19 protein-coding genes are annotated in these 22,554 nt (G+C 56.4%); 9 read left to right on the top strand and 10 right to left on the bottom strand.

The features are described 5' to 3' along the window. Window positions 1-100 precede the first annotated feature (100 nt). Window positions 101-775 (bottom strand): hypothetical protein, encoded by a 675-nt coding sequence (locus IGS51_RS17020; RefSeq protein WP_297080009.1) that lies wholly within the window; start codon window positions 773-775, stop codon window positions 101-103. 728 nt (window positions 776-1,503) lie between these two features. Here IGS51_RS17020 and IGS51_RS17015 point away from each other — a divergent pair. After that, window positions 1,504-2,424 carry a hypothetical protein gene (locus IGS51_RS17015; RefSeq protein ID WP_297080008.1) on the top strand — a complete coding sequence of 307 codons (921 nt, stop codon included), beginning with the start codon at window positions 1,504-1,506 and terminating at the stop codon, window positions 2,422-2,424. Window positions 2,425-2,473: 49 nt separating this feature from the next. Continuing rightward, window positions 2,474-3,187, top strand: coding sequence for a hypothetical protein (locus IGS51_RS17010; protein ID WP_297080007.1), 714 nt, complete (start codon window positions 2,474-2,476; stop codon window positions 3,185-3,187). Between the two features lie 129 nt (window positions 3,188-3,316). On the opposite strand, the gene cax is transcribed toward IGS51_RS17010, so the two are convergent. Next, window positions 3,317-4,402, bottom strand: coding sequence for a calcium/proton exchanger (gene cax, locus IGS51_RS17005; protein WP_297080006.1), 1,086 nt, complete (start codon window positions 4,400-4,402; stop codon window positions 3,317-3,319). A 300-nt stretch (window positions 4,403-4,702) separates the two neighbouring features. Here cax and IGS51_RS17000 point away from each other — a divergent pair, with 300 nt between their 5' ends. Next, a complete protein-coding gene (locus IGS51_RS17000; protein WP_297080005.1) occupies window positions 4,703-6,547 on the top strand; it encodes an ABC transporter ATP-binding protein in 1,845 nt (614 codons plus the stop codon). Window positions 6,548-6,609: 62 nt separating this feature from the next. Here IGS51_RS17000 and IGS51_RS16995 read toward each other — a convergent pair whose 3' ends face one another. Next, window positions 6,610-7,092 carry a GNAT family N-acetyltransferase gene (locus IGS51_RS16995; protein ID WP_297080004.1) on the bottom strand — a complete coding sequence of 161 codons (483 nt, stop codon included), beginning with the start codon at window positions 7,090-7,092 and terminating at the stop codon, window positions 6,610-6,612. 236 nt (window positions 7,093-7,328) lie between these two features. Between IGS51_RS16995 and IGS51_RS16990 the strand changes: the two genes are divergently transcribed. After that, window positions 7,329-7,544, top strand: a complete 216-nt coding sequence (locus IGS51_RS16990) for a DUF4278 domain-containing protein (protein WP_297080003.1) — start codon at window positions 7,329-7,331, stop codon at window positions 7,542-7,544. Between the two features lie 250 nt (window positions 7,545-7,794). Here the strand turns inward: IGS51_RS16990 and ndhL are convergent, their stop codons facing one another. Beyond that, complete coding sequence (gene ndhL / locus IGS51_RS16985; protein WP_205370292.1) at window positions 7,795-8,031, bottom strand: NAD(P)H-quinone oxidoreductase subunit L; 237 nt, start codon at window positions 8,029-8,031, stop codon at window positions 7,795-7,797. A 304-nt stretch (window positions 8,032-8,335) separates the two neighbouring features. Beyond that, the gene (locus IGS51_RS16980) at window positions 8,336-9,313 is read right to left on the bottom strand and encodes a nuclear transport factor 2 family protein (protein WP_297080002.1); all 978 of its coding nucleotides are present in this window, start codon (window positions 9,311-9,313) and stop codon (window positions 8,336-8,338) included. Between the two features lie 392 nt (window positions 9,314-9,705). On the opposite strand from IGS51_RS16980, the gene murG reads away from it, so the two are divergent. From murG to murF, 3 genes are all read left to right on the top strand, one after another. Next, window positions 9,706-10,776 carry an undecaprenyldiphospho-muramoylpentapeptide beta-N-acetylglucosaminyltransferase gene (gene murG / locus IGS51_RS16975; protein WP_297080001.1) on the top strand — a complete coding sequence of 357 codons (1,071 nt, stop codon included), beginning with the start codon at window positions 9,706-9,708 and terminating at the stop codon, window positions 10,774-10,776. Between the two features lie 363 nt (window positions 10,777-11,139). After that, window positions 11,140-11,835, top strand: coding sequence for a 1-acyl-sn-glycerol-3-phosphate acyltransferase (locus tag IGS51_RS16970; RefSeq protein WP_297080000.1), 696 nt, complete (start codon window positions 11,140-11,142; stop codon window positions 11,833-11,835). A 272-nt stretch (window positions 11,836-12,107) separates the two neighbouring features. Beyond that, window positions 12,108-13,457, top strand: coding sequence for a UDP-N-acetylmuramoyl-tripeptide--D-alanyl-D-alanine ligase (murF, locus tag IGS51_RS16965; RefSeq protein ID WP_297079999.1), 1,350 nt, complete (start codon window positions 12,108-12,110; stop codon window positions 13,455-13,457). An 83-nt stretch (window positions 13,458-13,540) separates the two neighbouring features. On the opposite strand, the gene IGS51_RS16960 is transcribed toward murF, so the two are convergent. Next, entirely contained in the window at window positions 13,541-15,841 is a 2,301-nt protein-coding gene (locus IGS51_RS16960; protein ID WP_297079998.1) for a bifunctional diguanylate cyclase/phosphodiesterase, read from the bottom strand. A 714-nt stretch (window positions 15,842-16,555) separates the two neighbouring features. Between IGS51_RS16960 and IGS51_RS16955 the strand changes: the two genes are divergently transcribed. Both IGS51_RS16955 and IGS51_RS16950 read left to right on the top strand, forming a co-directional pair. Further along, window positions 16,556-16,948, top strand: coding sequence for a DUF2358 domain-containing protein (locus IGS51_RS16955; RefSeq protein WP_297079997.1), 393 nt, complete (start codon window positions 16,556-16,558; stop codon window positions 16,946-16,948). A 160-nt stretch (window positions 16,949-17,108) separates the two neighbouring features. Continuing rightward, window positions 17,109-18,284, top strand: coding sequence for a TRC40/GET3/ArsA family transport-energizing ATPase (locus IGS51_RS16950; protein WP_172353492.1), 1,176 nt, complete (start codon window positions 17,109-17,111; stop codon window positions 18,282-18,284). A gap of 240 nt (window positions 18,285-18,524) precedes the next feature. Here the strand turns inward: IGS51_RS16950 and IGS51_RS16945 are convergent, their stop codons facing one another. From IGS51_RS16945 to IGS51_RS16930, 4 genes are all read right to left on the bottom strand, one after another. Continuing rightward, window positions 18,525-19,895: a Glu/Leu/Phe/Val dehydrogenase gene (locus IGS51_RS16945; RefSeq protein ID WP_297079996.1), complete on the bottom strand. Its 1,371-nt coding sequence runs from the start codon at window positions 19,893-19,895 to the stop codon at window positions 18,525-18,527. A gap of 129 nt (window positions 19,896-20,024) precedes the next feature. Next, entirely contained in the window at window positions 20,025-20,735 is a 711-nt protein-coding gene (locus IGS51_RS16940) for an HAD family phosphatase (protein ID WP_297079995.1), read from the bottom strand. 143 nt (window positions 20,736-20,878) lie between these two features. Next, on the bottom strand, window positions 20,879-21,802 hold the full coding sequence (locus tag IGS51_RS16935) for a class I SAM-dependent methyltransferase (protein WP_297079994.1): 924 nt from the start codon (window positions 21,800-21,802) through the stop codon (window positions 20,879-20,881). A 142-nt stretch (window positions 21,803-21,944) separates the two neighbouring features. Next, a partial coding sequence (locus tag IGS51_RS16930) for a DUF3419 family protein (RefSeq protein ID WP_297079993.1) occupies window positions 21,945-22,554 on the bottom strand: 610 nt, incomplete at its 5' end.

Here is a 22,554-nt window from a genome sequence, read left to right as displayed (position 1 = left end):
CTGAGTGCTTAACATTACAGGCGATACCTTTTCAAACACCCTCTTAGAGAAATTGGTTTAAGCGCCAAGGTATTCTGCTAAACCCACCCTGAAGGCAAGCTTAGTTTGTAATTTCTTCGGCGGCTCTGTTCATCACGCGCTGGGCACCCTTGCCCAAGTCTTCTGCACCCTGCTGAATCTCCTGGGTTGCACCTTTTGCATTTTCAATAGCCCGGTCAAAAACAGACGGAGCTTCATCTTTCGCCCGTTCAAGATTGTTCTTTAGATTGCGACTGCCTTGCTCCGTTCCTTCCACCAGATCTTTCCTCGTTTGCTCAATCGAGTCGTTCAGACTTTTTGAAACCTGGCGAGCCTGCTCTGGCAAAACATTTTCGTGGGTAATGTTATCAATTAGCTCCTGTGGGGTCGTTGCCCGATTTTGCAGATTTTTCTCAGCGCGATCGATTAACTTTCTGGCCTTTGCATCTGCCGCACCCCGGTCATACTGAGGATCATCCGCATAGCCATTCATGCCACCCTGACTGGGCTGATTCGTGCCGTAGATTCCGCGCTTGGTGATTACTTCTCGCTCTGAAGCACGGGCAGAGGAACCGGGCTGAGACCCCGCGCTTGGGCTGGAGGCGTGGGGAATTTCTCTGGCTGAGGTGCTTCCTGCACAAGCAGTGCTGCTGAACAGCAGAAAAGATATAAATAGTGCAATTAAACTCTTCTGAGCCTGAGCCAGGGTAAGACGCTCAGTTAATTTCTTGAACCAGTTTGATGATCTGATATTCATAGAATCCTCCGTGAATCTAATTGATAGAAGGCTGTCAGTAAAGTGCTAAGGAAAGCAGAAAAGAAACCTCTAGCCTTAGCTGGTGTTCGTCCAACTGAACTTTCGCACTTTGGAAACAGCGACAAACTACAGATGAAGAAACACACCTCTAGCACTCGGCAAATTGCAACCTCAAATCCTAAATCCAAAGCTCAAATCTTGATTTGATCAGATCTGATCAGTATTGATCAACTCTAATCAGCTTCTGATCAATTTCGAGTGGCTCAGAACTTAAAATTAAGAGCGGCTCGCAAAGGGGAACCTGCTCGCCAACCTTAACTGACGATATCGCTCCGAATAAGCCGATCCAGAGAAGAGATTTCCTTAAGCTCAAGACTTTATCTGACACTATTCAGCGTAGTGAAGTGACCTGTCGCTAGGCTCTAGCTCAGGTCAGATTTGATTCATGAAAAAGATCATCCCAATTAGTACAGGACTTACGCACTTGCGATACGTTTTCTGGGCTTTGAAGGATTTCTAGCAGGCCGCGCCCGCGAGAAATCCTTCAATTGCGTAAGTTCTAATAGTAGCCAGGGGTAAAAGATTTCAGGTCAGTTTCTGCGGAGGGTCGGGAGGAGTCCATAAAGACTTGAGGGGCATGGGCGGGTTCTCCGGAATCCCTGTTGCCTGATGCGTATTAATCCCCGTAGTGCTTTCTGGCTCGATTTCCAGCATGAAGCATCTATCTCTTGACCAAAAACTCTGAACTTGGCGATTTGCCGCTGGAGGCTCCTGAGATGAAGCATTTTGCCGTGTTGCTGTCCCTGTTGCGCGATCGCCCGGATTTTATCGACGATATTCGCCGCAATTTCAAAGTCGAGCGCAAAAGCGTATCGCTGCTGATTTCGAGCTGCTTCTTTTTCGCAATTTATGGTGCCATTATCGGCTCCTCCAGCAGTTGGATGCAGATGATTGCATCGGCGATCAAACTGCCCGCGCTGTATTTGCTGACGCTGGCTATCTGTCTGCCAACGCTGTTTTTCTTTGATGTGCTGTTTGGTTCGCGGCTGAAATTTAGCCAGTACGTGGCGCTGTTGATGACGGCAATGGCGACCATCAGCGTGCTGCTGTTTAGCTTTGCGCCGATTACGCTATTTTTCTTGATTTCGGTTCATGACTATATCTTTTTCCAACTGCTGAATGTTGGCATCTTTGGGCTGACCGGGCTGGTAGGGATACGGCTGTTCTATCACGGGATGCGATCGCTCGCAGAGCAGGATGCGATTAGACTCCAGCCGGAGGGGCTGCCCAAGGGCGAACTGCCCGATTATGATTCCTATTACAAATCAGATGAATTAGATAAGATAGACGAACTGGACGAAGTGGGCGATCGCCCTGCCCAATTCCGAGACTTTGCGCCGCCGGATGATGTGCGGGTTCCTGCCAAACACGGCAGCCTGGCCACCAAAAATAACAGCGACCTGCTCAACACACGCCTAAAGTTGCTCCGCTTCTGGCTGGTGTTGTATGCATTGGTGGGCAGTCAGTTGGGCTGGACACTCCGACCCTTCTTTGGCGCACCGGGTCAAGCGTTTCAGTTGTTCCGCCAGATCGAGGGCAACTTTTACAGCGCAGTCTTTAACATAATTCTTAATTTTCTCGGCTTCTAGCGCGTGGCTTCTGGCTCAATGCTTGCATTAAACCTCGGCCCCTGACACTATGCCTTCTCTGACAAACCTCCGGATTACCGAGGATGAACTCGAACGCCTGACGGGGCTGGATATTAGCGACACGTTTATAGGGCGGGCGATTCGTCCGTCGGTGCTGTGGTCGCGGCGACGGCTGCGATCGCTCTTGATGAGCGAAGTGCTAACGCTGGGACTATTCATTATTTTTTGCCTGCCTGTCAGTTTGGTGATTGCTCGAAATCTGCCGGGGTTCACCGGAGAAGATCTGGGTAAATTCCTGGCGATTTCTCTGGGAATTGCCGTAGGCTTGTTTGCGCTGTGGAATGGCTATCTCTGGCGGCGGGGAAAGCAGTTGAGCCAGCTTTCGCATTTGCTTGATCAAGTCGATCGACACAACGAAATCATTGATGCGATCGCCCTGATGGAAGAGTTGGATTCCGTGCGGGCGAACAATCACGAACCTGTGGATCGACAGGAAATTTTTCAGGCTATGGATGCGACTCGCTCCAGCCTGATCTGCGCCCTGACCACCGAAAGGATTGTGCGAAAGCATCAGAAGATGATTGCCAAACGCGCAGAACTTGCAGAGGCGATCGCCCAAAATCTGGCCATGCTGCAAACGCTCCAGGAGAATGCAAAGGCGAATGAATATGGACAGTTTTTGACTGAGGCGCTGAGCATTGGGATCATCGTGCAGCAGGAGTTGTCTGAGTTCATGCCGAGTGAATCTCTCTCGAACCGATAGTCTAATGAGTGAACGTTTTAGTAAACGCCTGAGTAAATGTCTGGGTGAACTTCTGGGTAAACGCTTGAGTGGACTTGATCGAAGAATGCCGGGTGGCTTGAGAATAGCGTCATCGAATGCTGGACGGCTCTACGCCGGATGGTAGTAAAACGCTGCCGCCAGAATCGCGTAGGTCGCCAGCAGCAGCGTCCCGTCCAGCCAGTTCGATCGCCCGTTCAGGCTGATCAGGTTGACGATAAACACGGCGATCGCCACAGTGATGACCTCAAACGGGTTGAAGTCCAGATCCATTGGCTGGCCCATCGCCTGCCCCACCAGCACCAGCACTGGCGCGACAAACAGCGCCACCAGCAGGCTCGACCCCATCGCCACCGACACGGGCAAATCCATGTTGTTTTTCATCGCTACGCGCACCGCCGTCACATAGCCCGACACGTCGCCCAGCAGCGGCAGCAGCACCACGCCCGTAAACAGCGGCGTGAGCGCCCAGTCGGCAATTACCTCCTCCACCACGCCCACAAACAGTTCCGACTCGACGGCAACGCCCACCGTCGCCAGCAGCAGCACTCCGACCCACACCCACAGCGGCGATCGCCCGTCCCCCTCATCTGTCAGCAGCAGCGGGTCTTGTTTGGCCTTGCACACGTCGTAGAGATAGCTGTGGGTCTTCAGCGAAAACACCAGCGTCAGTCCGTAAACCAGCATCAGCACCACCGCCACAAAGATCGACAGGCTGGTGATATCCTGAGCATCGACCACATGGGACGTGTTGATGACAATCGTGGGCAGGGCGATCGCCGTCACCGCCAGCGTCATGGATGAACCGTTCACCCGCACCACAATCGGCTCAAACGATTGCTCTTTATACTTCAGCCCGCCCAGCAGCATCGCCAGCCCCAGCACCAGCAGCAAGTCGCCCAAAATGCTGCCCGTAATGCTCGCCTTGACCAGATCCACCAGCCCACGCCGCAGGGCCGCCAGCGAAATGATCAGTTCCGTCGCATTGCCAAACACGGCATTCATTAGCCCGCCCACCGTCGGCCCCAGCGCTAGGGCTAGCTCCTCAGTAGCGCGGCTGAGGAAGATGGCCAGCGGGGCGATCGCCAGCGCCGAAGTCACAAACACCGCCCCATCGCCCCAGTCTTGCCCGTGCGCCAGCAGCGAAATCGGGATAAAGACCAGCAGCACCAGCGCAGGAAACCGTTTGAGCAGCATAGAGAGGAGAGGAAGAGGTTGGTTGGGGTATAGAGCCGGGGATTAGGAGGGAGAATGTTGATTCTCGATTTTGGATTTTGTTTTGGATTTGCGATTTTGGATTGACCGCCGAGCGTTTGTGGCGCTTCCGTCCACTTCATCTGCCACTGAATCCGTAGCGCTACTGATACCGTTCCTGGGAACGGTAATGGACAGGCGGGGCGCTATCTCATCATCCCCATGCCTCCCCACTCTACCCATCATTCCCTCCCTACACTACGCTACAGTTAAGCTTGTGCATTTCTCACCTTGCCCCAATCCATGACCCCATCCTCCGCAGATCCTTCCGAATGGGAGCGAAGCCCGACCCGTCGCCCCCAGCGCCCGACGGACTGGCGACTGCTCAAGATGCTTCTGCCCTATGCCACGCGGCATCAGCGGCTGCTGCTGATTTCGCTAATCATGTTGATTCCGACGGCGATTGGGGATGCGGTGCAGCCGATCTTGGTGGGGCAGGCGATTTCGCTGATTCGCAATGAGCCAGTGCTGGGCTTTTTGCGGGGATTGACCCTGTCGCAAGGGCTGAATCTGCTGGTGGTGCTGTTGCTAATCACTATTGTGGTGCGGCTGACGTTCGATGGGTTGCAGAGTTTTCTAGTGCAAAAGGTGGGCCAGCGCATTACCGCTGACATTCGCAATGACTTGTTTTTACACGTCACGTCGCTGGCCACTCGCTTTTTCGATCGTACGCCCGTAGGCAAGCTGATTACGCGCCTGACCAGCGATGTGGACGCGCTGGGTGACGTGTTTTCTACGGGAGCAATCGGCATCGTTGGCAATCTTTTTTCAATCATCGTGATTGCGCTGACGATGTTCACGTTGGAATGGCGGCTAGCATCCATGCTGATTGCCATGCTGATTCCCATTACCATCCTCACAATCTACTTTCAGCGGAAATATCGGCAGGCCAACTATCGGGCCCGCGAAGAGCTGTCGTCGCTCAATGCCACGCTGCAAGAGAACATTGTCGGCATCAATGTGGTGCAACTCTTTCGGCGGGAGGCGTTTAATGCCGAACTCTTTCGCACCATCAACCAGCGCTACATCAAAGAGGTCGATCGCACGATTGTATTCGACTCGCTGGTGTCGGCGACGCTGGAATGGATCTCGCTCGTGGCGATCGCCGCTGTGCTTTGGCTGGGGGGCGTGCTGGTGCTGCAACAGGCCCTCCTGTTTGGCACCCTAGCATCCTTCATCCTCTTTGCCCAGCGCCTCTTCGATCCCCTGCGCGAATTTGCCGAACAGTTCACCGCTATCCAGGCGGGCTTTACTGCCCTGGAGCGAGTCAGCGATATCCTGGTCGAGCCGATCGAAATCCGCGATCCGGAAGTCGGGGGTCAAGGAGTCCCGTCTGTTTTCCCTGCTTCTACCCAAACCCCCGGAGAAATCCGATTCGATCGCGTCTCTTTCGGCTACAAAGCGGATGAACTGGTGCTGCGCGATCTGGACTTCACCATTGCTCCGGGCGAGAAGGTGGCGCTGGTGGGGCCGACGGGCGCGGGCAAAAGCTCGATCATTCGCCTGCTGTGTCGGCTGTATGAAGTGACGAGCGGGCGCATTCTGCTGGATGGCGTAGACATTCGCGACATGCCCCAGGCGGAACTGCGGCGGCGGATGGCGGTAATTTTGCAAGACGGATTTTTGTTTGCGGGCGATGTGAAGGGCAATATTGCGCTGGGCGAAAACTACTCAATGGCGGACATCCAGCGGGCGGCAGAGCAGACAAACGTGGCGAAATTTATCGAGCAGTTGCCTCAGGGCTATAACACGGAACTGCGGCAGCGCGGCACAAACCTGTCGGGCGGGCAAAAGCAGCTTCTTGCCTTTGCGCGGGCTGCCATCCGCAATCCGCCGATCCTAGTGCTGGATGAGGCGACTGCGAACCTGGACGTGGGTACGGAATCCCTGATTCAGGAAGCGTTGGAAACTCTGCTAGAAGGGCGTACCGCCATTATCATCGCGCATCGCCTCTCGACGATTCGCAGCGTGGATCGGATTCTGGTGCTGAAGCGAGGACAACTGGTGGAATCGGGCAGCCATGAGGAACTGCTGGCACAAAACGGGTTGTATGCCAGTTTGTATCGGCTGCAAATGCTGGAAGGTTAAGCGCGTGGTTTGGTGTGGTTTGCCAAACGCAATCCGCCTGCAAGGATGATGCGCCTGCAATCTCAAGCGAGATATTTCACATAGACGCGATCGCACCTTGCGGTTTCTACCCCACTGGCGGGTTCGTAGCCCTGTCGCTCGTAGAGCAGGACGGCTTCTTTCAGGACACTAGCGGTTTCGATCCAGATTTGCGTATAGCCGCTGCGGGCGATCGCCCCCTCCAGTTCCATCAGCAAAAACTTGCCCAAGCCCTGGCCGCGCACGCTGGGGTGCAGGTACATTTTGCGAATCTCGACGGCATTTTCACCCCGGCGAATGGGGTAGTAGCCCGCCGTGCCGACGAGGCTGCCCGCTTGCTCCACCACCCAAAATTCGCCGCCCGTCGCCCAGTACGCCGTTTCCACCTGAAGCACGTCCTGGTCGGCTCCGTCGGGTTCGCCGCCGAGTCCATACTCCGCCAGCACCGTGTAAATTAGCTCGGCAGCAACGGCGCGGTCATCCGGCTGCCAGTCTCGAATCCGAAAGGTTTTGTAGGTTGCGTCCATTGCTCAGGCATTGCTTAGTTATTTCTCAGGCAAAGAGGTTCAGCTAAAGCGGCTCAGGCAAAGAGGCTCAGCTAAAAAGAGGGGTTAGCGCTGTTCCATCAGGCGATCGGAAAAGTTAAGGAGTCGTAGGGGCGATAAGTCCATAACTTTTCAGTATCGCGCTGCCAGAGGCGATCGCCGTATAACAGAGACATCAAACGAGGCACACCCCGCTTCACCCTCCAGGAGACACAACCATGCAACTGACCTATCGCGGCACCGAATATACCCCCTGCACCGAACTGCCTGCTACCAGCCAATCATTCTACGGATGCTATCGCGGCGCTGAGATGACGATGCGCTACTCTTCTGAACTGCCGGTTCAGCCCTTCGTCAACCTCACCTATCGCGGCGCACAGTATCACCCCGAAGCGGCTCCCATCTTCAGCAACGCAGCGGCGATCGCCCTCTAAAGCTTCACTGGCTCCCTCTCAGGATCTCTCAACTGGGTCTGCCTAGCGACTCTCTCCCAACTGAACCAATCTAGCTGCACTTAGAGCGATCGCCCTTTCACTCACTGGCGATCGCTCTTCCTTATCTCAACCGACCCAGCATTACTTTTGGAGCTTATCAGACAGGCTAAAAAGTTACCCAGCAGCCCCTCAGCTTATCTGTGTTGCCAAAGCCGCTGATTTCCCCTTAGGCATCCAGCTCAGATTTCTATCAAGTTTCCAACTGTCGCTTTTCGGGACGAAAATTGAGGAACGGGCTGATCAGCAGCAATCCCGGAAACAGGAAAAACACCAGGAAATAGAGCAATAGCCGCTCAATGGAGCCAGCCGTATACCACCGCTGCTTGAGATATAGCATCGTCAGCAGCGGCAGCACCAGCAGATAAGCACCTGCCAGCGCGACATAGAGCAGGGGAACCAGCGGCAGTGAGTCGGAAATGGTGAGCATCGGCTTTCGATTTTGGGTTTCGATAGTTTCGCGATTTTGGCTTGCAGCAGAAAAGCGGGCAGGGCAGCTTGCAAAGAAGCTTAACCTAAGCTCTCCAAATTCTATCGCCTCCAGTCTGTGAAAACCGTGACCGGGCAACTCGTTTTCCCTAGAGGTTCCATAAGAATTTTGGATGATGAGCGCTTCGGGCGTAATCAGGCTTGGAACGCAGGAGGGTTCTGCGGGAGGCAGAGCCTCTGCCAGCGCAATGAATCGGTTCAAAGCTTCCGGTTCAAAGCTCCCGGTTCAAAGCTCAGAGAATTGCCTATCGCAGGCGAGGCAGGCGGCGGCGCGGCGCAGGCGTTGGCGTGGTAATCAGGGACGGATCATCCACGACTTGCAGACGACGAGTATGCTGCACAATGCCGTCTTCACGCACCAGCACACCCGTAATCCAGCGATCGCTCGGAAGCGCAGGAGCCTGCCCCGTTTTGAACAAACCCCCTGCCGACAGCAGTTCCAAGTTCAACGGCGCGGCGCTGAGATAGCCCTGAGCATTCACAGGTTCCTCAATGGCTGCGCCCAGCAAGAGGCGATCGCCCAGCGGCTCCTGCACGATCACGTCAAAATCAAAGCTTTGCCCCACAAGCACCTGCGCCGGAAGTTGAACCTGCACGCTGGGCGGAAAATCTCCACTGGAGACTTCGGTACGCTCGGATAGCACTGATTGAGACACAATGCGTCCGTTTTCATAGCGCTGCCGCGTAGACAGCACGGAATTCAGCGTCACGATGCGTCCGTTGATATCGCGAGTGCCCGTAATCGTCGTGGTGGTGTTGGCAACCAGCGCACTGCCATCTCGCTCCCAGGAATCCAGCACGGTTTGATAAGTCAGGCTGCGGTAGGGCTGCCAAAACCGCTGGAGCGCAGTGCTGAGTGTGTCATAGGTCAGCCCGTCGGCATGGGTAAAGTTGCGGCTGAAGAGGCGCATCACGTCTCGCAGGTTGCGGCTGCTGGCGGCGGCATCCAAGCGGGCGATCGCCTCTGTCAGTTCTTCCGGAGCGGCTTGCACGGCGGGCGCAGGTGCAGTCGGTTCCGCAGGCGCAGGCGGAGTCTGGGCCCCCACGCGACCCGCCCAGCTTAGCATCACCCCCAGTGCCACTGCTGGAATCACCAAATTTGCCCGCCGCCAGTCTCGGCGCGTCATGCCCAGCCGCAAAGCGACTGCCCGCCCGACGGGGCGCACCGATAGCCCATTTAGGCGATTCATCTGGGGCAACGGAAATTCAGGGGGTTTCTGCATAAGGATGGGGTAGGATACTAAGACGTTTGGGAGACGTTTGGGCTGCAAGTCTGCATTAAGTGCGGATTCAGTATGGCTAGAGATCCAGCCCTCTGGAAACCTTGACGCTGGATGCAGCCATTTCAAACGCTGCCATTGCTGGAAATACACGCTCCGTTATAGCCAGTTATAGCCATAGATATAGCCATCTCAGAAACCGCAGTGCCAGACAAAACACGTCAAGATACAGGCTAGATACAGACTAAATGCAGACTAGGGCAAGGCCCAAAACAAGGCTAGGACAAGACACAGTGTAGACGCTATCCGCCTGCTTCGTCACGGAATCCGGAAGCTTCTCTCATCTTCCAGGGTTTCCCACACCCCTCCCCCCGTCCCTCACCCTCTCACCCCCCATGAAGCTCCTGATCGCGGCCAGCGGCACGGGCGGACACCTGTTTCCGGCGATCGCCACCGCTGAGCAACTCTCCCGTCACCAGACTCCCTACGACATCGAATGGCTGGGCGTGCCCAACCGTCTAGAGACGCAGCTAGTGCCAGGAAAATATCCCCTGCACACGATTCAGGTGGAGGGCTTTCAGGGGAAGCCGGGCCTGGGCACGCTGAAGACCCTGGCGCGGCTGTTGGGGTCGGTGGTGCAGGTGCGATCGCTCTTGCAAAAGGGCAACTTTCAGGGCGTGTTTACCACGGGCGGCTACATTGCGGCTCCGGCCATCCTGGCGGCGCGATCGCTTGGGTTGCCCACAGTTCTGCACGAATCCAACGCCCTACCTGGCAAAGTGACGCGGCTGCTGAGTCCCTGGTGCAGCGTCGTGGCAGTGGGCTTTGAGGAGACGATCCAGCGGCTGCCCCGCGCCAAGGCGGTTCACGTCGGAACGCCCGTGCGCGACGCTTTTCGACTCGCGCCCTCGGCCCTGCCGCCGCTGCAACTCCCCATTCCCGATGATGTGCCGCTGATCGTGGTCGTCGGCGGCAGCCAGGGCGCAGTAGCAGTGAATCGGCTAGTGCGCGAGTGTGCGCCTGCCTGGTTCGACGCGGGCTTTTGGCTCGTCCACCTGACGGGCGACGCTGACCCAGAGGCAAAGAGCCTCAGCCATCCGCAATACCTGGCGCTGCCCTTTTATGACAACATGGCGGCGTTATTTCACCGGGCGACGCTGGCTATTAGTCGCTCTGGCGCGGGCACGCTGACGGAACTGGCGATCGCCCATCTGCCCGCTATTCTGATTCCCTATCCCTTCGCAGCCGAAGACCACCAGACCGTCAACGCCGCCGCTTTCGTCCGGGCGGGTGCGGCCAAAGTGTTTCAGCAAAAGGATCTCACGTCCGAAATGCTCACGGCCGAGGTGCTAGATCTGATGCGATCGCCCCAACGGGCAGACATGGCCAAAGCCGCTGGACGACTGGCGATCGCCGACAGCGCCGAACAGCTTGCCAAGCTCATTCAAGAAACCGTCGGTCGCTAGAAGCGCTGCCAAGAGAAGAATCCAAAACCCAGACTCCAAAATCCAAAACCCAAAATCCAAAACCCAAAATCCAACTCAACCCCCCACAGGACACCCTCACAACTGTCCTTTTGGGAGATCAGTTCCAAGGGCGATCGCCCTAAGCTATGAACAGTTGCGTTTTGCCCTCTCCTGCATCGGGTTCATAGCGCGATCGGGAGCATTCTTCCGTCGAACTTGGTGCAGGCAGGCGAACGCAGAGCTTAGTTTTTGGCTCAATCCAAATCATCCTTGCTGTTTTTGCTGGTTTTTTCCTGCTCTATGGTTTTACATCGCCCAACCGACGACCCTTTGACTGCCTCTGTCACAAATCGAGAAAGCAAAGTGAATTCAAAGGTGTCGCCCTGGCTGTCGGCGATCGCCTATCCCTTGGGGAATCGCCTGCTGCTGCCGGCCTATTTCGGCAAAATCGAGATTCATGGGCAACACCACTTGCCTGCTGAAGGGCCGGTCATCCTTGCGCCGCTCCATCGGGCGCGGTGGGATGCGCTGCTCGTTCCCCATGCCACTGGGCCAAGTGTCACAGGTCGCCTTCCGCGATTCATGGTGACGGCCGACGAAGTGAAAGGGCTTCAGGGCTGGTTCATTCGCCGCTTGGGCGGCTTTCCGGTCAATCCCCGACAGCCAGGAGTTGCCAGCCTGCGGTTTGGGCTAGAACTGTTGCAGCAGGGCGAAATGCTGGTGATTTTCCCAGAAGGCGGCATTTTCCGCGATCGGCTGGTGCATTCGCTCAAGCCTGGGCTGGCTCGCCTCGCCCTCCAGGCAGAACAAAGCCAGCCCGGACTGGGCCTACAGGTCGTGCCGATTCATTTGCATTACGACGAGCCGCTTCCCCGCTGGGGCTGTCAGGTTTCGATTAACATTGGCGCCCCCATCCGGGTTGAGCCTTATCTCCGGGAGCCGCCCAAGCAGGGGGCAAAACGGCTGACTGCCGATCTCCGCCATGCGCTAGAGCGCCTCAGCCCCAGCCCAGAAACTCAGAGCCTGATGGCCGCCCACAAGTCTGAAATGGCGGCTTAGGCGCGGAGCAGCAGGATTCTCTGCGACCCATTTCACCGCAGCCGGTTCCACTGCGGCTCATCTCATAGCGCTTTCGGCTTACACCCGTATAGAAGCCGTCCGCGACGCTGCGGCCAATAAAGCCAATAAAGTTGAAATGCGTAAAATGCGGTTACCAATCCTCCCGGTCTGTCTGGAGAGAATCAGCGCAGCGGCCCGCAGCTTAAACCGTGGCCAGAGGCATAGCGCGGTATGATCTTGCTCTGATGCAGAATCCGGATCGAAAAAAGTTTATGCCGTTTTCAATGCCGCTGGGCAGGTTAGCGCAAAATCTGGGCGCTCGGTTGCACCACTGGTCTGAGCAGGTGAATCAAACGCCGATCGCCCAGGTGACGACCGACAGTCGCAGCCTCAGTCCGGGGGATCTATTTTTGGCGCTGCGGGGCGATCGCTTCGATGGTCATGCCTTCGTCAAGCAGGTTCTAGCGCAGGGGGCGATCGCCGCTGTCGTGTCTGACCTGCCCCCCAATGCAGTCGGGCCGATGCTCCAGGTCAGCGACACGCTGGCGGCCTATCAGCAGCTAGGCACACTCTGGCGGCGGCAGTTTTCTGGGCCCGTCGTGGCTATCACGGGTTCCGTCGGCAAGACGACCACTAAGGAGCTAATTGCCGCCGTGCTGGAAACCCGCGGCCCTGTCCTTAAAACCCGCGCCAACTATAACAACGAAATCGGCGTTCCCAAAACCCTGCTGGAACTGGGGCCCGAGCATCAGTTTGCCGTGATCGAAATGGGAATGCGGGCGGCAGGCGAAATTGCGCTGCTAGGACAAATTGCGGAACCCGATATTGCGGTGATTACCAACGTCGGCACGGCCCACATCGGGCGGCTGGGGTCTGAGCAGGCGATCGCCGAGGCCAAATGTGAACTGCTCCACGAGCTAGACTCAGCGGGCGCAGCCGTGCTGAACCACGACAATCTGCGGCTGATGGACACGGCCGCCCGCGTGTGGCGCGGCAAAACAATCACCTACGGGCTAGAAGGCGGCGACCTGCGGGGCGAACTGGTCGATGCTCACACGCTGCGGGTTGACGACACCCTGCTGCCCCTGCCGCTGCCGGGCCGCCACAACGCGCTGAACTATCTGGCAGCGCTGGCGGTTGCAAAACTGCTGGGGCTAAGCTGGCAGCCGCTCACCGCTGGGTTGACCGTGGAATTGCCCCAAGGACGGGCGCGGCGGCTAGACTTGCCCAATGATGTAGTGATTCTGGATGAAACCTATAACGCGGGGCTGGAGTCTATGCTGGCGGCGCTGCGGCTGCTGGCAGATACGCCCGGTTCTCGCCGAATCGCGGTGCTGGGCACGATGAAGGAACTGGGCGATCGCTCCCTCGAATTTCACCAGCAGGTCGGCGCGGCGGTGCAAGACCTCAAGCTAGACGCGCTTTTAATCCTGGCTGACCCCGCCGAAGCCGAGGCCCTCGCCGTCGGAGCCAGCGGCATTCCCACCGAGCGCTTCACCACCCATGCCGAAGTCGCAGCCTGGCTGAGGCAGAACGTGACTGCGGGCGATCGCCTCCTGTTCAAAGCCTCCCGCGCCGTTGGGCTAGATCAGGTGGTAAGTCGGTTTTTGGACACACCATGAAGACGATACTCGATTCCGCAATGCACAATCCCAGGAACCGCAGGTCTTTGACGGCTACTCAAGCTGGCTACTCAAGCTGGCTGCTAAAGCTGCTTCTTAAGCAATAGCGACTCTGCCATTGCCCGATCAACCGGAGACGAGAACAGATAGCCCTGGCCATATTCGCAGCCCATTGCCATCAGTTGCACCAGTTGTTCCAGCGTCTCCACGCCCTCAGCAATGACGCTCATCCGCAGGGTTTCTGCCAGACTCACAATGGTTTTCACGATTGCCTGACTTTCTACGCTGATGCCCGCCCGGTGAATAAAGGAGCGGTCGATCTTGACGCTGTGGATGGGCAGGCTGTGAAGCTGGCTGAGGGATAAAAAGCCCGTGCCAAAGTCGTCAATGCAAAGCTGCACGCCCAGATCGGTCAATCCGTATAGGTTTTGGGCGATCGCCTCGATATCCGCTCGCAGCAACGCCTCCGCAAACTCCAGCCGCAAACAGTTGGGCCGCAACCCGGTTTCCGACAAAATTCGCCCCACCTGCCCAATCAGCTTGGGCTGGACGAACTGCTTTTCCGTCAGGTTGACGCTCATCGTCATCGACCCATCCGCCAATCCCTGCCTCTGCCACTGCTGCATTTGCTGACACGCCTGACGCAGCACCCACTCCTCCAGCATCAGAATCAGCCCCGTTTCGGTGGCAATGTCGAGGAACTTGCCGGGTGGCACCAGTCCTTGGGTGGGATGTTGCCACCGCATCAGCACCTCAAACCCGCGCACCCGGCGGCTTTGCAGCGCCACAATCGGCTGATAGTGCAGTTCTAGTTCCTGCTGATCTAGGGCCCGCCGCAAATCTGCTTCGAGTTGCACCTGGGTAAACACCTGGGTTTGGCGCGTGCCGTCAAACAATTCGTGGCAGGCTTTGCCCCGATGCTTGGCGCGATACATCGCAATGTCGGCATCCCGCAGCAAGTCTTCCAAGTTTTGGTAAGGCTGACAGGTTTCCCGGTGATGGCTCAGTGCAATGCCGACGCTGGCACTAATGTGAACCTGATGCCCCTGGAGGCAAAAAGCCCAGCCGAGTTGCTCCTGAATCCTTTCTGCAACGTGGATCGCGTCGTCGGCACTCTGAATGTCTTCCAGCAGGATGGCAAACTCATCGCCGCCCAGCCGCGCCACGGTGTCGCCGCCCCGCACGCAGTCTTGCAGCCGCTGGCTAACCTGGATCAGCAGTTGGTCACCCAGCAAATGACCGAGGCTGTCATTCACCTGCTTGAACCGATCCAGATCAACAAACAGCACGGCAAACTGGTGCCCCGGACGGCGCGGCAGCGCATTCAGGGCGGTCTTCAGTCGGTTCATAAACAGGGCCCGGTTGGGCAGGCTGGTCAGCGAATCATGGAAAGCGTTGAGAAAAAGCTGCTCTTCGGACTGCTTGCGGGTGGTGATATCTTCGACTGTGCCTTCGTAATACAGCAGGTCGCCGCGACTGTTGTAGACGCAGTGGGCATTTTCCGAGATCCAGATGGGCGTGCCATCGCGCCGATAAATCAGCGATTCAAAATTGGAGACGCACCCGTGTTCCTGCATGAGCCGGATGAATTCGCTGCGGCGGTTTGGATCGACGTAGATCTGGTGCTGAATGCTGTGGATGTTGGCGATTAGGTCTTCTGGAGACTTGAAGCCGTAGATGCGAACCAAGGCGGGGTTGACGTTGAGATAGCGTCCTTCCGGTGTGGTTTGAAAGATGCCCTCAATGGCATTTTCAAAAATGCTGCGGTAGCGGGCTTCGGCTTCTCGCAAGGCAGCTTCGGCCCGTTTGCGATCGCTAATATCTCGGCAGATACACACCAGATGGCTATCGGCGATGCGCGTCAGGCTAATTTCCTGCGGAAACGTGGTGCCGTCTGGCCGCAGGGCGATCGCCTCTCCGCGCCACTGGGGCTGTCGGCTGAGGCTGGGCCAGATTTCAAGCTGAAACCGCCGCACTTCGCTGGAAATGTAGAACTGCTGCCAAGTCTGGCGGCTGAGGGTCTCATCGGGTGGACAACCAAACTGGCGCAGATAGGCCGGGTTGGCATAGCGAAACGCGCCTTTTGCATCGAAGACGGCTATTCCGTCGGCGGCGGCCTCAATCGCCGCTCGCTGCCACCACAGATCCGCCAGGTTATCCAGCGCGGCGCTGGCGCGGAGGAGTTCCTGCTGGCTATTGAGCAGGGCGATCGCCTGAGAGACTTTTCCCAAAAGGGAGGATAGGTCTTGCGCCAGGGCATCGGTCTGTGTTCGGACTTGAAAGCAGTGTGCGGGGAGCCAGGTATCGCGGAAGTGGAACTCGTCTGACTCAGGGAACGCGGACTCTGACAGCCGCTCCTGAAAATTCGATTGCCCAAATTGCATCTCAACTAGCCTCGATCCTGGAAAAAGGGAAATCACAACGGTCTGATGTTGTGGAAATTTGAATCTTCTCTGAAAGTGACTTGGCTGGTTACCTGACAAATCTTTTCCCCTCATCCCTAAATCCCTTCTCCCACAAGGGGCGAAGGGACTTGAACTGCCAAACCTGGGTCAAAAGCCCCTCGCCCGCTCTGGGAGAGGGGTTGGGGTGAGGGTGCTTCGAGTTTTGTCAGTCAATCAGGTGACTTGGGTCAAAAATATTGCGAGTCGCAAAGACTGCTCCCAGAGATTCTCAATTGCAAAATCAGCAGTTTTCCTGAAAAACTTGGAAGCAATCAGAACAATACTTCAGAGCAGTCGAAATATTGCTTTCTTACTTCAGTTTTAGAAATAAAATCCTCTCTTCTCCGTCCGTTTGAAAGCCCATATCTATCGGCAACATAACGGAGCCACTCCTCCGTATTGATGCCTACGTAGCCAGATACTTGCTTCTCTCAAAAAGTTAGGATTTTGATTAACTGGTCTTCTTATTTTTGGAGGATTCTCTTTGGAGAATTATTTTTGAGAGACGTATATCAGCCTCGAATCAGTGATTCTTTGAGGGGTCAAACGACTAAGACTTCAAAAGGATTTCACGCTAAATACAGCCTAGAGCGATCGCATCCGGCATGATTAACAAGGAGGATTTATTATTTTTAAACACAGGTAAAGAGCGAAATGGACATCCTAGAAATCCTCAGACAGGACTACCGTAATTTCCCCAAATCCCAGACCTTCAGCGCCTATGCAGAGGACGTTTATTTTCGCGATCCAATGACAGAGTTTCGCGGGCGCGATCGCTACGAACGCATGATCGGTTTTATACAGACCTGGTTCCTCGACCCCCAGCTTGATCTGCACCAAATTCAGCAAACGGGCGCAGATATCCGCACCGATTGGACGCTCAGTTGGACAACACCGCTGCCCTGGAAGCCCCGCATCGCCATCACAGGCTGGAGCGAAATGACCGTCAATGAACAGGGGCTAATCACGTCCCACATCGACTATTGGCACTGTTCGCGGCTCGACGTGCTGCGGCAGCATTTCAGCGTTCGCAAGAGATCCTCATAACCCGTCTGAACAGGTCCTTAGCGGAGCATCTAGTGCGTTGGCAAGGGGCGATCGCCCTACTGGCCGACTCGCTCCAATCCCACGCCAAACGCCCCATCTGCCTGCAAAACCCGATACATTAGAGGAATGTAACTATTCTTCACGAAATCGCTGGGCACTCATGCGCGTAATCTTAATGACCGGAAAGGGCGGCGTTGGCAAAACTTCGGTGGCTGCCGCAACAGGCTTGCGGTGTGCAGAACTGGGCTACCGTACCCTTGTGCTCAGCACTGATCCCGCCCACTCCCTGGCCGACAGCTTCGACATGGAACTGGGGCACGACCCGCGCCCGGTCAAGCCAAACCTCTGGGGCGCAGAGCTAGACGCGCTGATGGAGCTAGAAGGCAACTGGGGAGCCGTGAAGCGCTATATTACGCAGGTACTCCAGGCGCGGGGTCTGGAAGGCGTAGAGGCAGAAGAACTGGCGATTCTTCCTGGCATGGACGAAATCTTCAGCCTGGTGCGGATGAAGCGCCACTATGACGAAGGCGATTTCGATGTCCTGATTATCGACTCTGCACCAACGGGTACAGCCCTGCGGCTGCTGAGTCTGCCGGAGGTGGCGGGCTGGTATATGCGCCGATTCTACAAGCCCTTGCAAGCGGTGTCTGCGGCGCTGCGGCCGCTGGTAGAGCCGCTGTTTCGTCCCGTTGCTGGCTTTTCCCTGCCCAACCAGGAAGTGATGGACGCGCCCTACGAGTTTTATCAGCAGATCGAAGCCCTGGAAAAGGTGCTGACCGACAACACGCAGACCTCAGTGCGTCTGGTCACGAATCCCGAAAAGATGGTGATCAAAGAATCCCTGCGGGCCCATGCGTACCTCAGCCTCTATAACGTGGCAACCGACATGGTGGTGGCCAACCGCATCATCCCCAACGAGGTGAGCGATCCCTTCTTTCAGCGTTGGAAGGAAAATCAGCAGCAATATCGCCAGGAAATTCACGAAAACTTTCACCCGCTGCCTGTGAAAGAAGTGCCGCTCTATTCTGAGGAACTTTGCGGATTGGCGGCGCTGGAGCGATTGAAGGAAACGCTCTATGCCGACGAAGACCCGGCCCAGGTCTACTACAAAGAGACGACGATGCGCGTGGTGCAGGAGCAAAACCAATACAGCCTGGAGCTTTACTTACCCGGCATTCCCAAAGACAAGATCGAACTCAGCAAGTCGGCCGACGAGCTAAACGTCCGCATTGGCAACCATCGCCGAAATTTGGTGCTGCCTCAGGCATTGGCAGCGCTGCAACCCGCCGGGGCAAAGATGGAAGAGGATTACTTGAAAATTCGCTTTGCCAACTAGCCGCAAACCTCCCAGCCACGAGAGAGCCACCAAATATCCACGAAATAGCCACGAGCCACGAAATGGACCCTGTAGAGCGACAGCCACTTTATGTAGCCACTCTACATGTAGCCAATCTACAGGGTCTAGCTTTTGGTTCAGGAACCTGGTTCAGGAACCAAGCGTCCTGGCTCCCTTGAGCCTAGCTCACATAAAGCTCGCTCACATAAACTAGCTCACATAAAACTAGCTCACATAAAACTAGCTCACATAAAAGTCCCGCGTGCCCTTGGCGCGGATAGCATCGTCGAGCCGGTTCAGCGCGTGGACGTAGGCGGCGGTGCGGAGGTCGATGTCTCGCTCTTGGGCGATCGCCCAGATATGTTCTGTCTCCTGCTTCATGGCAAACTCTAGCCGATGGTTCACCTTGTCGGCCGACCAGTAGAAGCCGTTTCGATTTTGCACCCACTCGAAGTAGCTTACCGTCACGCCGCCCGCGTTCACCAGGATATCGGGAAAGACCTGGATGCCGCGATTTTCCAAAATGGCATCGGCATCAGAAGTGACAGGGCCATTGGCGACCTCAAAGATATAGCGAGCCTGGATGCGGCCGGCGTTTTCAGCGGTGATCTGATTTTCCAGCGCAGCGGGCACCAGCACGTCTACATCCAGCTCCAACAACTGCTCGTTGGTAATGGTGGAATGCTCCTGGTCGTTGCACACGCTGCCTTCACAGTAAACCGCCTTGAGCCTGCGGCTAGACTCCTTAATTTGCCGCACGCTGGGAATATCGAGGCCTTGAGAAGCGTACACCCCGCCCTGGGAATCGCTAACGGCGACCACCTTATAGCCCGCCTTGTAAAGCAGTTCTGCAATGATCGACCCAGCATTGCCAAAGCCCTGCACCGCAACGGTCGTGTTTTCGGGCGATTTTCCCAAACGCGGCAAAACGGTTTGCATCACAAAAAATGCACCCATTGCGGTGGCCGACTCGCGCCCCTGGCTGCCGCCCATCGTGATTGGCTTGCCCGTCACCACCGCAGGCGTAATCTTGCGCTGGATGATGCTGTACTGATCCATCATCCAGCCCATCACCATTGGGTTGGTGTAGACATCGGGGGCGGGGATATCGATGTCGGGGCCAATAAAGTCGGCGATCGCATCTACATAGCCCCGCGTCAGCCGCTCCAGTTCAAACTTCGACAGTTCCTTGGGGTTGAGCGTGATGCCACCCTTTGCGCCGCCAAAGGGCAGGTTCAGCACGGCGCACTTAAAGGTCATCCAAAACGCCAGCGATTGCACTTCGTCCAGCGTCACGCCGGGGTGATAGCGCACGCCGCCTTTGGTGGGGCCACGGCTGTCGTCGTAGCGCACGCGATAGCCCTGGAAGATTCGCAGCGCTCCGTTGTCCATCCGCACTGGAATCGACACCACCAGGCTAGATTTGGGATAGCGCAGCCGTTCGGCTACATCTTCGTTGATCGAGACATAGTTCAGCGCCTTTTCCAGTCGTCGATTGGCATCCGACAGCGTGCTGTGGGAGGCTCCATCGAGGAGACTCTTGCCTGCGCTGCCGTTGAGGGCGGCGTGGGTAGCAGAGTCTGCTGCGGCGTTGGACAGCAAGTTAACCATAAACCTCTCCTTTTGGGACGGGCAGTAAGGGAATTGAAGCGATCGCCCTGTCCGCGTCTGTTTCTATAATGCCCAATAAACGGTATATTTCGCTACTTTTTAATATTTCAACAAGATTGGCGAAGTGTTTCAGGCCGCAGCCGATTGCGAAAAGACCCGACGCACATAATCCAAATCCAGGTCATTAAAATAGTCGATCGCCCAGTTGGCGCGGCGCTGCATCATGTGAAACGGGTAAGTATTGGCAATGCCGACGACCTGCATTCCTGCCCGTTTCGCTGCTTCGATGCCTGCAAACGTGTCTTCAATCGCAAGACATTCTGATGGTTGCAGATTGAGTCCAGGAATGGCTTCGTTCAGCCGCTGCACCCCCAGCAAGTAGCCGTCTGGCTCTGGCTTGCTGGTCGGAATCTCGTCGCCCGCCACAATGACTTTGAAATAGTCCGCCAGGTTTAGCCGCGCCAGCACCGTTTCAATTTCTGCCCGCACCGCTCCGCTGACGATCGCCATCGGCAGTTGCGCCGCTCGAATTTGAAAGATCAAATCCTCTAGCCCCGGATAGCTGGGCAGATTTTCAATTTCCTGAATCTGCAACTGGTAATAGCGCGACTTGCGGGCTACCAGTTCATCCAGGTACGTGTCGGTGACGATGCGCCCGCGCCGCGCCAGCAGTTCTCGAATGCAAGCGCGATCGCTCCGGCCCACGCAGATTTCCCGATACTCCTCTGGCTTCGGGCGCAGGTTCTCTTCCACCAGCAGCTTTTCTAGCAGCCGTTGGTGCAGCGGTTCGTCGTTGATAATGACACCGTTGAAGTCGAAGAGAATCGCGCGGAGAGACATGGGCAAAGAGAGAAGAACGAAGAGGGAAGAGAGAAGAACGAAGAACGAAGAGGGAAACGAGAAGAACGAAGAGGGAAGAGGTTGCGTTTTTCGTTTTTCGTTCTTCGTTTTTAGTTTTTTCCGTCACTTCTTCTCACATCATCTCATCCTCCCCTCACCGTCTCGCCACCCCAATTCCATGCCCACTGGCGATCGCCCTCTCCTAGCGGCGTGGCAAACTCCACCGAGCGCACCTGCTGCCCCGGCAATGGTTTTACACCCTGCGTAATTTGGTGAATCACCCACAGGCTGTCGGTTTGCACCGCGCCAAACCCGGCCTTGCCCATCCAGGCATCGACGCTACCTGCGGCGTAGGCTTTGATGTAGGGTTCTTCAAAAATTTCCGTGAGCCACTCGGTCTGGCGGATCACGCTCTGGTTGCCGTCTAGCACCAACACTTGTCCGCCGACAGTCAGCAGGCGAAAGGCTTCCCGCAGGATGGTCTGGGCGACTTCGGGCGGCGTTTCGTGGAACAGCAGCGTGGCGGTCACGAGATCGAAGCTGGCATCGGGAAAGCCCGTCTGCTCAGCATTTTGATGGACAAACTGGATATCGAGACGATTCCCATAGGGATCGCTTCGCGAATCGCCCTTTGCTTTATCTTCTGCCACCGCCAGCATGTAGGGCGACAGATCCAGCCCGATCACCTCTGCCTGGGGGAATGCCCGCTTTAGCATCCGTGTCGAGGTGCCCGTGCCGCAGCCCAAGTCCAGAATTCGCCGGGGATTGCCCTGCACTCGCTCCAGCAGCGCCTTGCGAACCCAGGTTTCGTTCGGCGGCAGTGCGTATTGCGTAATCGGGTCGTAGGACAGCGCCGCTTCCACGCTGAGATAGCCACCCTCGATGCTGTGAAAATTCTGGCTGCTGTAATAGCTGGGGTATTCTACCGCTGGGTTGCGGAGGCGATCGCTCTCTTGCTGCCAATCGCGGCTCTGGTAATAGCGCAGAATCGCGTCCCGGTCGATCAGGAAGGTTTTGACGACCGGAGCCAGAAATCGCTCAAAAATGGTGTCATTGCGGACAGGCATAGGGCGATCGCGCCTCAAACGCGCCTCCAGGAGTTGAGTGCAGTCGTTTCGATTCTCGTTTGTAACGAATTGTTATATCAAGATTGTACCCCGATTCTACGGGTCAACAAGCAGGCTCCAGCACCCTTGCAAGCCTCTGGAACTAGCAGATTTCCTCGACCACGAAAGCACTGTAGAAAAAGGCTTTGTCTTGGCGGTGCAGGGCTTCGGCCAGTTCGGGCAGGGGGCGCAGCTGATCTGCCATCCCCTCTGGACGGCTGCGGGGAGCCAGCATATTCCAATACACCAAGCGGCCGCCCGGTTTGCCCACTTGCGCCAGCCGATGCAGCAGGTGGTAATAGTTGGGCAGCGACAGATACTCGAAAATGTCGCTTAGGTTAAAGCGGGCGATCGCCCCGTAGGGCAGGCGCTTCAGATAATCTTCTACCGAGCAGCAGTGCCACTCCAGTCGATGCAGGTTGGCCCGAATCGTGTCGAAGTGTTCGGGCTGAAGCGCGAGGGGCAGCGCCGTCAGATGTTGACCCGTAAGAATCCACTGCAAATAGGGATTTTCAGCGGGGTCGAGCTGGGTGAGGGCGTAGCGGGTGCGGCTGAGGATGCGGCTAGCCACGTCGCCGTCTACATACTTGAAGAAGCTGGGGTCGCGCCCCATCCGCCCCATCACCAGCCGCGAAAAGAAAATCCGAAACATCAGCCGCCAGCGCCAAGTGTCCCACTCGCGCCGATAAAACCGCTCACACTGCTCCGGCGGG

This window comes from Thermoleptolyngbya sp. M55_K2018_002 (assembly GCF_015295965.1).
Classification (GTDB): domain Bacteria; phylum Cyanobacteriota; class Cyanobacteriia; order Elainellales; family Elainellaceae; genus Thermoleptolyngbya; species Thermoleptolyngbya sichuanensis.
The sequence above is the reverse complement of the archived record's forward strand: the minus strand, read 5'-3'. Positions and strand labels throughout refer to the sequence as shown.